The organism is Phocaeicola coprocola DSM 17136, assembly GCF_000154845.1.
Taxonomy (GTDB): domain Bacteria; phylum Bacteroidota; class Bacteroidia; order Bacteroidales; family Bacteroidaceae; genus Phocaeicola; species Phocaeicola coprocola.
In genome coordinates this window covers 269418-281116 of record NZ_DS981457.1, presented here as the reverse complement: position 1 = coordinate 281116, position 11699 = coordinate 269418, and the positions used below count along the sequence as shown (strand labels likewise).

Annotated in this window: 10 protein-coding genes and 2 pseudogenes; 9 read left to right on the top strand and 3 right to left on the bottom strand. The window is 37.7% G+C overall.

The annotated features are described in order from the left end of the window. Positions 1–323 (top strand): annotated as a pseudogene (locus BACCOP_RS05195) (transposase); the annotation flags it as partial. A 162-nt stretch (positions 324–485) separates the two neighbouring features. Next, complete coding sequence (purN, locus tag BACCOP_RS05190) at positions 486–1055, top strand: phosphoribosylglycinamide formyltransferase (protein WP_007567032.1); 570 nt, start codon at positions 486–488, stop codon at positions 1053–1055. Here purN and pdxB read toward each other — a convergent pair. After that, entirely contained in the window at positions 1041–2051 is a 1011-nt protein-coding gene (pdxB, locus tag BACCOP_RS05185) for a 4-phosphoerythronate dehydrogenase PdxB (protein WP_007567030.1), read from the bottom strand. The two genes, purN and pdxB, sit on opposite strands and share 15 nt — an antisense overlap. A gap of 151 nt (positions 2052–2202) precedes the next feature. Here pdxB and BACCOP_RS05180 point away from each other — a divergent pair, with 151 nt between their 5' ends. The 7 genes from BACCOP_RS05180 (at position 2203) to BACCOP_RS05150 (ending at position 10077) form a co-directional block, all read left to right on the top strand. After that, a complete protein-coding gene (locus tag BACCOP_RS05180; protein WP_040311845.1) occupies positions 2203–2919 on the top strand; it encodes a glycosyltransferase family 2 protein in 717 nt (238 codons plus the stop codon). An 11-nt stretch (positions 2920–2930) separates the two neighbouring features. Further along, a complete protein-coding gene (locus BACCOP_RS19595) occupies positions 2931–4397 on the top strand; it encodes a glycosyltransferase (protein ID WP_083779547.1) in 1467 nt (488 codons plus the stop codon). Further along, entirely contained in the window at positions 4394–5239 is an 846-nt protein-coding gene (locus BACCOP_RS05170) for an alpha-1,2-fucosyltransferase (RefSeq protein WP_007567024.1), read from the top strand. The genes BACCOP_RS19595 and BACCOP_RS05170 overlap by 4 nt, the downstream gene beginning before the upstream one ends. A gap of 6 nt (positions 5240–5245) precedes the next feature. Continuing rightward, positions 5246–6157, top strand: a complete 912-nt coding sequence (locus BACCOP_RS05165; protein ID WP_185150260.1) for a glycosyltransferase family 2 protein — start codon at positions 5246–5248, stop codon at positions 6155–6157. A 9-nt stretch (positions 6158–6166) separates the two neighbouring features. Beyond that, on the top strand, positions 6167–7066 hold the full coding sequence (locus BACCOP_RS05160) for a beta-1,6-N-acetylglucosaminyltransferase (RefSeq protein ID WP_040311843.1): 900 nt from the start codon (positions 6167–6169) through the stop codon (positions 7064–7066). Between the two features lie 64 nt (positions 7067–7130). Next, positions 7131–8126 (top strand): glycosyltransferase family 2 protein, encoded by a 996-nt coding sequence (locus tag BACCOP_RS05155; protein ID WP_007567019.1) that lies wholly within the window; start codon positions 7131–7133, stop codon positions 8124–8126. Further along, positions 8110–10077: a hypothetical protein gene (locus BACCOP_RS05150; protein WP_007567017.1), complete on the top strand. Its 1968-nt coding sequence runs from the start codon at positions 8110–8112 to the stop codon at positions 10075–10077. Before BACCOP_RS05155 ends, BACCOP_RS05150 begins: the two co-directional genes overlap by 17 nt. A 1-nt stretch (position 10078) precedes the next feature. On the opposite strand, the gene BACCOP_RS05145 is transcribed toward BACCOP_RS05150, so the two are convergent. Both BACCOP_RS05145 and BACCOP_RS19590 read right to left on the bottom strand, forming a co-directional pair. Continuing rightward, entirely contained in the window at positions 10079–11056 is a 978-nt protein-coding gene (locus BACCOP_RS05145) for a glycosyltransferase family 2 protein (protein ID WP_007567015.1), read from the bottom strand. A 422-nt stretch (positions 11057–11478) separates the two neighbouring features. Next, positions 11479–11699 (bottom strand): annotated as a pseudogene (locus tag BACCOP_RS19590) (DUF2851 family protein); the annotation flags it as partial.

Sequence of the window (11699 nt, the reverse complement as noted above, 5' to 3'; positions counted from 1 at the left end):
AGGTGCTGGATTATTACAGAACCAGGTTCCAACTGGAATTTTGCTTTAGAGATGGCAAGCAGCATGCAGGAATCACCAACTGCCAGTCAACCGACTTCAGGAAGTTGGATTTTCACTTCAATGCATCGCTCGCAGCTGTCAACTTGGCCAAAGCGGCATGTAAGAGGCTCGGAATAGCCTATTCCATATCCTCTTGCAAGTCATTCATACACAATGCTTATATGCTTGAACGATTTATTTGCGTGTTCGGGATTAACCCAGACATGCAAGTTATTGACAAACTTTTCAAAGAACTCATTTTATTTACTGCCAGAGCCGCTTAGGCTTGGCGAATTTTTAACGAACTATTATTTATAAATAGAATAATTTTAATTATTTTTCGGTGCAAAGAAATAAATATTTCTCGTTCTATACAAATATTCAGCCAAATAAATGCAATTTCTTTGCACAATTTTATATATTATGTGCACAAAAAAGGTGAATCAATGAAAAAAATTGCCATTTTAGCTTCGGGTGAAGGAACAAATGCCGAACGCATTATCCGTTATTTCAGTGGTCATGCTACGGTGGAAGTAGCAGTTGTGATAGCCTCACGTCCTACCGCCCGTGTTGTTGAGCGTGCTCATATCCTGAATGTTCCATGCGAGATCATAATTCCACAGGATTTTGCTGCGGGTAAGGGACTTGAGGTTTTGAAAAGCTTCAAAGTCGATTTTGTCGTACTGGCAGGTTTTTTGTCGCGTATTCCAGAAGATATATTGCATGATTATGCACATAAAATAGTAAATATACACCCTTCGTTACTTCCTAAATTTGGAGGAAAAGGAATGTATGGTATGCACGTTCATGAAGCAGTTCTGGCGTCGGGTGAACATGAAAGTGGTATTACTATTCAGTATATTAATGAACATTACGATCAGGGAGATATTATTTTTCAGGCGAAATGTCCCGTTTTATCCGATGATACCGTCGAAACCCTTGCTCAGCGCGTGCATGCACTGGAATACACATACTATCCACAAGTGATAGAACGTTTGCTTTCATTCCCGTCGTAAATGGTATTCGCTACGCAACTGTTCGAATGTTTCCGGGTGTGTACGCAAGACTTCACAGTCCAGGTGCGGATTGTACATCTGTAACTGGCGGACGTTTTCGTTGCTGTCGTAAGGTACATGCGGTTGTTCGGGAGGAACAATAGAGAATTTCATTTCTTTTCCGAAGAAACGACAAAATGATTCCAGTACCATTCGGGTAGCATTTGCTTTTCCGTCGGCAGAATATCCAGCTATGTGTGGAGTGCCGATAAATACTTTATCTAACAGCTCAAGGTTAATATTCGGTTCATTTTCCCACACATCGATTATAGCTCCAGATATTTTCCCGGCAGATAAAGCATTCAGAATTGCCTCAGTTTCTATAACTTCTCCGCGTGACGTATTAATTATGTACGGTTTCTTTTCCAGCTGGTTGAAAAAAGATTCATTTGCCAAGTGATAAGTCTGATATTTCCCACTTCTTTCCAGTGGCGTATGAAAAGTTATGATATCACATTCGCATGCCAGTGTGCGCAAGTCGGCAAATCCTTTTTCTCCATGATCGGCCCGAGGAGGGTCATTCAGGAGCACGCGCATTCCTAAACGCTCTGCCAGTTGCTGGATGCGGCTGCCTACATGTCCTACTCCGACAATGCCTAGACAAGCATCTTTCAGTGTGATGCTCTTTTCCTGCTCTAACAGTAATAATGATGAATGCAGATACTGTTCAACTGCACCGGCGTTACATCCCGGACAGTTGCTCCATGTAATACCTGCTTCGTGACAATAAACTGTGTCGATATGATCGAATCCGATGGTGGCCGTTCCAATAAACTTTACCTTACTGCCTGCCAGCAAGGTACGGTCGCAGCGAGTACGTGTACGGGTAATCAGTGCATCAGCATCTTTTACGACTTCCGGAGTAATTTCTTTTCCCGGCAAATAAACCACTTCATCGGCGAGCGCTTCGATAGCTTCCTTTATATAAGGTATTTTATTGTCAACGATAACTTTCATACTTGCTTTTTCTAAAGTCGTGCAAAGGTAGTATTTTTTACATTTATAATTGGATGAAATGAAATCTTTGTGTAGATTTGAAAAATGTTGGTATTTTGTCTACCTAGTGTTGGTAATTTATCTACCTTTGTACTTTAATAATGATGTTCATATGAAATGTTTGCATATCATAACTCCAGTAAAAGATTCGATAGATTTTACTCTCGAAACAGTGCGTGCCATTTTAGCTTCCGACATTAAAGTTCCTTTTACTTATACAGTGTACAATGACTTCAGTACAGAAGAGAACACCAAACGTCTGGAGGAAGCTTCCAAAGAATTGAATTTTCGTCTGGTCAATTTATCCGACATTACAACTCATCCTTCTCCAAACTATCTGCTGGTACTTCAACGCTCTCAGCAAGAGGCTATTGCCGACGATGCAGGTCTGCTTATTGTAGAGTCGGATGTTGTAGTAAAGAAGAACACCTTACAGGAATTGTACGACGGAGCAGCAGCACGTAGAGGATGTGCCATTGCGGCAGCTGTAACTGTAGACGAGAATGGAGTTATCAACTATCCATATTTGCATGCCAAAGGTAATGAAGGCAAGGTATATCCGGAAAAGAAACATTGCAGTTTCTGTTGCTCACTGCTTACCCCGGAGTTTCTCCGTGCTTTCGATTTCCGTCAGCTCGACCCGACAAAAAACTGGTTTGATGTAACCATTTCACACGAAGCCCTGAAACAAGGTTTTCAGAACTATCTGTTTACCACTCTTCCTGTTTGGCATCGTCCGCATGGAAGCCGTCCGTGGAAACAACTGAAATATAAGAATCCCTTGAAATACTATTGGTTGAAATATACGAAAGGACTCGATAAAATTTAATGATTGCAGATATGGATAAATCCCCTTTGGTTTCGGTTGTAGTACCCGTATATAATATGGAGGCTTTTCTGCCGGAAACACTCGACTCTATACTGGCTTCCGATTATCCGAACTTCGAAGTAGTGGTGGTAGACGACGGCTCGAAAGATGCTTCGTATCGTATCGCATGTGACTATGCAAAGAAAGATCAGCGTGTACGCGCTTATACCCAACCTAACGGGGGAGCTTGTGCAGCCCGAAATCAGGCTGTTCGGCTGGCGAAAGGGGAGTTTATACTGCCTTTTGATGCCGACGACAAGATGAGTGAAACCTTTGTGTCTGATGCAGTACATGTGATATTGTCTGACATGAAAATAAAAGCTGTATGTCCTCGTGCTGAATATTTCGGTAACCGTAAAGGTGAATGGAAATTACCTCCTTTTTCGCGTAAGTTGCTGGCCCGGAAGAATATGATACCTATTTGTGCTTTGTATCGGAAATCAGATTGGGAACGGGTAGGCGGCTATGATAAGCATATTGTTGCAAGAGAGGATTGGGCCTTTTGGATTGCTATGTTAAAAGATGGTGGAAAGGTTGTAGCCTTGTCTCGGGTGTCAGTGTATTATCGGGTACGAACTGGTTCTAAACGTGTGTCCGATCGTAGTTTAAAGAGAAAATTGATAGACGCTTTAAATGCGCGTCATCCGGAGTTTTTTGAACGTGAGTTAGGAGGACCGCTTCACTATTGCCGTTCGTGGTCGGTACTGCTGAACCGTATCTATCGTTTGTTTCATCCACGGAAAGTATATGTGGCATCTGATTTCCGTACATTGACGAGTTATGTAAAAGCCCTGCCTGCTTTGTTTAAATACGATAGTGGAACGGTGATTTATAAAGGACGCAACGAACTGCGTGAAATGGACTGGTACGGAACGAAAGTCGTAATCAAGTCCTTCCGTGTTCCTAACCTGATTAACCGCATCGCATACGGAGTGTTCCGTTCGTCGAAAGCACAACGTTCGTTCGAGTATGCCGAAATGCTCCGTCGGGAAGGAATCGGAAGTCCTGCTCCAGTAGCCTATTATACCGAGCGTAACGGACTGCTTTTCACACGCAGCTATTATATCAGTCTGAAGTCGGAATGCCCATATTCGTATGTCAATCTGATGCGAGGTGATTTCCCCGGTCAAGAAGAAATTTTGCGTGCCATTGCCCGTACAACGGCTGCACTCCATGAGAAAGGATATCTGCATAAAGACTATTCGCGAGGGAATATCCTGTTCCGGCATACAGACAAAGGTGTAGAGGTAGAAATAATAGACCTGAACCGTATCCGTTTCCGCACGGTCAATATGGAAGAAGGTTGCCGTAACTTTGAACGCCTTCCGGGAACGCCGGAAATGTTTGCCATTCTTGCCGATGAATACGCCAAGGCAAGAGGTTTCGATGCCAACGAATGTTTGAAACTGATTTTGAAGTATAACAACGCCCACATATGAGACTAATAAAAATGACAGGTGGCTTAGGCAACCAGATGTTTATATATGCCTTCTATCTGAAGATGAAGAAACTTTTTCCTCATACAAAGATAGACTTATCGGATATGATGCATTACCATGTACATCACGGATATGAAATGAACCGGGTATTTGCTTTGCCCCATACCGAGTTTTGTATAAATCGTACACTTAAGAAACTTATGGAATTCTTACTGTGTAAGGTCGTTTATGAGCGAAAACAGAAAAACGGCTCCATGGAAGCTTTTGAGAAAAAATATGCTTGGCCGTTGATCTATTTCAAAGGATTTTATCAGTCGGAGCGTTTCTTTGCTGACATCGAAGATGATGTTAGAAAGACTTTCTGTTTTAATATGGAATTGATAAATATCCGGAGTCGTGAAATGATGAAAGTAATAGATGCCGATGAGCATGCTGTATCAATACACATTCGTCGCGGTGATTATTTACTTCCGAAATTCTGGGCAAATGCCGGATGTGTCTGTCAGTTGCCCTATTATAAAAATGCCATAGCCGAATTGAAAAAGCATGACTCAACTCCTTCTTTTTATGTTTTTTCTGATGATATAGAATGGGTGAAACAGAATTTATCTTTATCTAATGCCCATTACATAGATTGGAATCAAGGAAATGACAGTTGGCAGGATATGATGCTGATGAGTCATTGTCGAAACCATATTATCTGTAATAGTACTTTCAGTTGGTGGGGAGCATGGTTAAATCCGAGAAAGAATAAAACTGTTATTGTTCCTTCTCGCTGGTTTATGAAAGAAGAAACTCCTTATATTTATCCAGCAAGATGGATAAAAGTACCTATAAACTAAATTGCCATGAGTATCATTTTTTCGTTAATAAAGAAAGTAACCTATGCTTTGTGCGAAAGTTTGTTCTGCTGGCGCCGGCCTTCTCATCCAATTCTTTATATGACATTGTTGGTGAAGAACGAGGAAGAATTACTGGAACAAAACCTGATATTCCATAAGCAGATGGGGGTAGATGGATTTATTGTAACTGATAATAACTCAACCGACCATACTCCAGACATTCTTCGTAAATATAAAGAATTGGGATGGATAAAAGAAATTATTCAGGAGCCGGCAACCGACTATCGCCAGAAAAAATGGGTGGATCGTATGGTTTGGTGTGCTAAAACTGTTTTTCATGCCGACTGGGTTATCAATGCCGATGCTGACGAGTTTTGGTATGCTCCTTCGGGTAATTTGAAAAGTGGACTGAAACATGTTTCTGATAATGTGATAAAGTGCGCCATACGGAATATGTATCCTGAGGAAGGTAAGTCGTTTCGTGAATGGAAATATGTTGTAGACCCTGTAACAGATACGGATAAGTATGATCTTTCCCCTTATTCACTTTTTGGCAGACAAATACCTAAGGTAATGCACCGTACCCGTGGATACATCCGGATTTCGATGGGAAATCATAAGGTAGCCATGTTCCCCAAGCGTTCCGGCAAAAGTGATATCCGTATTTATCATTATAATATCCGAGGCCGTCAGCAGTTTCTGGAGAAAATGATTAATGGCGGAAAGCAGTTGGAGCAGAATCCCAGTAAACATGGTGGACGTCACTGGCGCTATTTTTATGGCTTGTATAAAGAAGGAAAACTGAATGAGGAATACGATCGTGTGATAGGCAGCCGTGTTTTCGACCGCTTACAGGCAGACGGATATATACACGAAGACCATACAATGGCAGATTTTTTCAAGAACCTGAATAAATAATTGGAAGATATGAAGCATGCATACCTGATAATAGCTCATAATGAGCCCGACGTGTTAAAAACATTATTGTTCATGCTTGATGATGAGCGTAATGATATTTATTTGCATATGGATGCCCGTGCCGTTGAATTATTCAATCAGTTCAAGGATTTTCAGTTGAAGAAAGGTAAATTGATAATTCTGCAAAACCGTATAGCGGTATATTGGGGTGACCTTTCCCAGGTTGAAGTAGAATATCGGCTGTTTGAAGCTGCGTTGCAAAATGGACCGTATGCTTATTATCATTTATTGTCGGGAGTTGATTTACCGATTAAGACACAAGATTATATCCATGAATTTTTTCAGAAACATGCGGGAAAAGAATTTATTGGATTCTGGAATGAGCCAAGCCATCGTAAAGATGTATACCGTAAAGTATATAGATATTATTTGTTTACTCGCTATTTTAAAGGAGGTTCTTCCTTTGTGCATGGAATAACAGCCTTTACCCGTAATGTTTGTTTAGGAATTCAGAAACTGATAAAATTTAGGCGGAAGCATGTCTGGGATAGTTTTTATAAAGGTTTTCAATGGATTAGTATTACCGATAGTTTCTGTCATTATTTGGTTGACAAGAAAGCCTATATTATGAAAACATTCAAATATACACTGTGTCCGGATGAAATCTTTATTCAGTCCTTGATATGGAATTCTCCTTTTCGAGAGAATATCTATGATTTGTCGGATGCTTCAAAAGGTAGTGTAAGAGCCATTGACTGGCAACGCGGAAGTCCTTACGTCTGGCAGCTTGAGGATTTTGAGGAGTTAAAAAACTCCTCTTGCTTGTTTGCCCGTAAATTCTCTGCTAAATATCCTGATATTATAGAGCGTTTGTTTACTTTTTATTCCTTTTCCAGACAGCATATGTGATTAAAATTCTATATCGTTGTTTTATTTATGTAATTTTGCTGTTAAAACGTAGAATTTTGTGCTTATGAATGAAAAAGTTCCATTGGTCAGTGTTGTCGTTCCTAATTATAATTATGCACGTTATTTGGATGCGCGCTTGACGTCAATCTTGAATCAGACTTTTCAAGACTTTGAACTTATACTTTTGGATGATGCTTCTACAGACAACAGTTTAGAGATTCTTGACAAATATAAGAACAATCTTCATGTTTCTCATTTGGTTGTAAATGAACAAAACACAGGAAGTCCCTTCAAACAATGGATGAAAGGAATTCTGCTGGCAAAAGGCGAATGGATTTGGATAGCAGAAGCAGATGATTTGTGCGAGTCTACGTTTTTGGAAACTTGTGTGGAACAGGTTCAGAAATATTCCAATATATCTGTGTGTATGACTGCCTCGAAATATATAGATGAGAATGGCAGGATATTGCCGCAAGAAGCTAATTACTGGGGAAAGAATAAGCCAGCTGTATCTGCTTGTAGATTTCCGGGAAAAGCTTATGCGGAACATAATATGTATTGGAACAATTGTGTTATCAATGCTAGTGGAGTTTTGTTTCGTCGTTCTTATGCTATTAATTTATTCGATTCTTCTTTTGTAAACATGAGGTATAGCGGTGATTGGGTTTTCTGGTTTCAAATGCTTCTGCAAGGAGATATGTTTGAAATTTATGCTCAGCTAAATAAGTTCCGTCAACATACTGCAAAAGTCAGTGTAGAAGGTGTTAGGCTAGGTAATCGTATAAAGGAAGATATTGATGTCCTTTTTTTGATGGAAAAGACTTTTCCTGAGATGAAAAAATACAAACGTCGATTGGCCCATGGTATGATATACCGTAAAATAAAGAAAGTAAATGATGCAGACAAAAGAATAGAACTTAGCAGGTATTTAAGCGAGCGTCTAGGAGGAAAAGCCTCCGATTTGAGACTTTTCCATCTGAATAAGTATTTAAGATTCATTTGCCCGTGGCTGGTTACTATAAAGCGTGATAGACTAAAATTGTATGATTATATTTGGTGAAAAAATTATGAAATTAGCTTCATTTGATATATTTGATACGACATTGGTTCGTAAATGTGGTAGTCCAGATAATATTTTTTATCTTTTATCTAAACGTATATATCCTCAAAATCAATCTTTGCAAAATTCATTCTTTCAATGGCGTAAAGAAGCGGAACAAAAGGCAATGATTCGCTTAAAAGATAATTATCTAAAGCTAGAGGATATATATACCGAATTTGATTCGGTTTCTTTTCCCAAATGGAATGTTGAACAGCTTATAGCAATGGAAACTCAGTTAGAGTTGACAGAGCTTGTCGCTGTTAGTGAAATAAAACAGCTGATTGCGCAGAAACGTAATGAAGGTTATACTATCTGTTTTATTTCTGATATGTATTTGCCTGAGCATGTTTTAAAATCTAAACTTCTTGAAGAAGGGTGTGCTGATATTGATGATAAGGTTTTTGTTTCGTGTGAATATCAGGCTACCAAAAGTGAAGGAACTTTATATGAAATAGTACGCAAAGATTTTAATTCTATTACTTTATGGGAGCACTATGGTGATAATTTATATAGCGATTATAAGAAGGCAGTAAAAAGAGGAATAAAAGCAACATTGGTTCACTCTGATTATACGCCTATAGAACAATTTATATTATCTTCATCAACTTTTTTCCCTTTTTATTCAGATCTTTCTGTCTTGATAGGATTACAGCGTGCAACACGACTTTCATTGCAGAAAAAAAGTGATAATATCGACAATGCTACTGATTTTATTGCTTCTTTATATTATCCTTATGTAGATTCCCTTTTTAGGAAAGCAAAGGATTTGGGAATAACAAAACTACATTTTCTATCACGAGATGGATATATCTTGTATAAAATAGCTGAGGTTGTCCAGATGGGATATCCAGAAATTAAATTGAATTATTTATTTGTTTCTCGTTATTCTTTGTTTTTACCTAGCATTTATTCATTAAGTCGTGAAGAAATATATGAGAATAAAGGAATCACTTCTTTTTATCATTATAAAGTTAAGGTAAAAGATATACTTGATGGACTTCATGTCACTCTAGAAGAACTTGGAGATGCATTTACTAATCGAATAACTTTTAAACAAATATTGACCCCTGAGCAAGAAGATCTGTTCTTTGAAGTCTTACAGTCGACTGAAATAAAAAAAATGATTTTAAAGAAAGCACAACAGGAACGTAAAATTCTCATTGATTATTTTACTCAAGAGGGTTTGTTCGATCTCGAAAAGCAGGCTTTGGTAGATATTGGATGGGTAGGAACTTCTCGTCTGATGATAAATAGAATGCTTACTAATGAAGGTGGACAGTTGGTGGAAGGATTTTATTTGGGGTGTGCACCGGAAAGTTTAGCTCCACGTTATGGAATATTTCATAGCTTTTATGGTTCTAATCTCTATAAGTCTGATATAGTGACATTATTAGAGCAATATTATTCTGCATCATTGTATGCCTCTACCAAAGGATATTATTATGAAGAGGGTGGTATAAAGCCTAAGTTTAAAGATCTAAAATATACGCAATCCCAAGAAATTGTAGAGGATAATATAAGTACTTTACAGCAATTTGCTCAATTAATAAGGGCTTATGATTATATAGATTTTTCACAGGCGATGTCTGTTTGGGGAAGTCTTTATTTAAGAGCTTTTTCAGAGATGCCCTGTAAGATCAAATTTTCAACATTCGATAAATTAGGTATTTACGAAGATGGGTCTAATTATTACCGTGTCTTGACGAAAATAAATGTTTGGCAGTTTTTATCTTATATTTATAAAGGGAAAATAAGGAGAGTATATTTCCCCCGTCAAAGTATATATTATACATATGGGATAAAAATATTTAAACCTGAATATTGTTGGCGAGAGAGAAGGAGATCTTTTATGAAAAAATATATGCTTCCGTTAAAATTGAAAATGTATTATTATTTGCGGAAGAAGTAATTTACTTCTTCCGCAAACGATCTCTGTCTTCTGTCAGAATCCAAGGTATGAAACTTAAGTGAAGATTTAGCTTTAGAAAATAGTAATCGAGAGTTGGATTTGACTTAAATGCTTTTTTGTATGCAGCTTGCAACTTTCTTTTTATTTCTCTATTTTTTGTTTTACGTATCTGTCTATAAATAGATGCATGACATAATTTACGCTTATATTTACTAATTGTAGGCAGGTACTTTTCCATATATAAAATAGTTGGAAATAATTCTTCCCATAGACGACCTGTTGCTAATCCTTTTTTTGTTTGAGATTGATGGTGTCGGTAAATGTTTAGATTTTGATATATTTCAATTACTTTACCTAACAATGCCATTCGAAACCAAAAAAGCCAATCACCACAATTTTTCATTTCTAGAAAATCTTCATTTTGTAGTATTAGGGCATTGTTTTTTGAGAATACAGCAGCACTGGCATTTATAATTGTATTTCTCCAATATAAATTATGTTCGGCTAAGTTTTTGCCAGGGAATGTTGCTACTTTAATTTTATCTCTTCCATTCCATTTATTAAAATCTCCTCCTAGTATTTGGCTATTTTGATCCATAAAATTAGAGCCGGTATAAACAAATGATATATTTTCTTCTTTTTCTATTTGCTCTATACACGTTTCCAAAAAGTTGGGTTTTGATGAGTCATCGGCTTCTGCTATCCATATCCATTCGCCTTTTGCCAGCAGAATTCCTTTCATCCATTGTTTGAAGGGGCTTCCACTATTTTCTTTATTGATAATGACATGTGAAACTTTTGGATGGTTTTTATATTTTGCAAGTAATTCTGCACTGTTATCAGTTGATGCATCGTCTAAAAGGATTAATTCATAATCAGTATATGTTTGATTTAAAATAGAATTAATACGCTCTTTTAGATATCGTTCGTAATTATAATTTGGAACTATTATACTAACTTTACATGTTGAATTAGGCATTGCTTTTATTTTTGGGGATATGGAAATATTTTGCTTTAAATTTTTTTAGGAACCTTAATTCCGCAACATAATTGATAATTATTTTTATAAGTTCCTGAGCAACATTTTGTTGCCCAGGTTTTTGCCATGTCAGCGTTTTCACTTACCTTAGTGTTGCGAATCCAAAGACAAAGAAAACCGCAACAGGCATGGCAAAGGTAGCAATAAAATCCGAAAGACTCACTCCTTTTGGAGGCATATTTCCAATCATGGAGCAATTTACCTATATTATCCGTTGGATAAAATTTATGTGAATGATGTAAAAGCAGAAGTTACTAATATCGATAGAGGAACTATTACTGTTCCTTCTGTTCAAACTATTTATATTCCTTCTATTCAGATAAAAGTAGATACAGTTAAAAATTAGTTACTACTTCGAAATATTATATTTCTTTTTTCTTGAAATACTCATATCCGATGCGGCAGTACAAGCATTTCTTCAGGTCACAGTAATTCTTTTTGAGCTGGATAAGTGCCTGACTGTCGCCTGCATGTGATGCTTCTAGTCCACACTCTTTCCACATACGGATGATGTAATTGTTTTCTGGCTTCAGTTCCTCTAGCAGTTTGGTCGCACGCAGGCATAAGGCGTCGTTCGACTTGT

Bases quoted from the DNA above. Each gene is read 5' to 3' on its own strand.
- BACCOP_RS05165 (WP_185150260.1), top strand. From the start codon at position 5,246: ATGAGTATCATTTTTTCGTTAATAAAGAAAGTAACCTATGCTTTGTGC.
- pdxB (WP_007567030.1), bottom strand. From the start codon at position 2,051: ATGAAAGTTATCGTTGACAATAAAATACCTTATATAAAGGAAGCTATC.
- BACCOP_RS05170 (WP_007567024.1), top strand. From the start codon at position 4,394: ATGAGACTAATAAAAATGACAGGTGGCTTAGGCAACCAGATGTTTATA.
- BACCOP_RS05150 (WP_007567017.1), top strand. From the start codon at position 8,110: ATGATTATATTTGGTGAAAAAATTATGAAATTAGCTTCATTTGATATA.
- BACCOP_RS19595 (WP_083779547.1), top strand. From the start codon at position 2,931: ATGGATAAATCCCCTTTGGTTTCGGTTGTAGTACCCGTATATAATATG.
- purN (WP_007567032.1), top strand. From the start codon at position 486: ATGAAAAAAATTGCCATTTTAGCTTCGGGTGAAGGAACAAATGCCGAA.
- BACCOP_RS05180 (WP_040311845.1), top strand. From the start codon at position 2,203: ATGAAATGTTTGCATATCATAACTCCAGTAAAAGATTCGATAGATTTT.
- BACCOP_RS05160 (WP_040311843.1), top strand. From the start codon at position 6,167: ATGAAGCATGCATACCTGATAATAGCTCATAATGAGCCCGACGTGTTA.
- BACCOP_RS05145 (WP_007567015.1), bottom strand. From the start codon at position 11,056: ATGCCTAATTCAACATGTAAAGTTAGTATAATAGTTCCAAATTATAAT.
- BACCOP_RS05155 (WP_007567019.1), top strand. From the start codon at position 7,131: ATGAATGAAAAAGTTCCATTGGTCAGTGTTGTCGTTCCTAATTATAAT.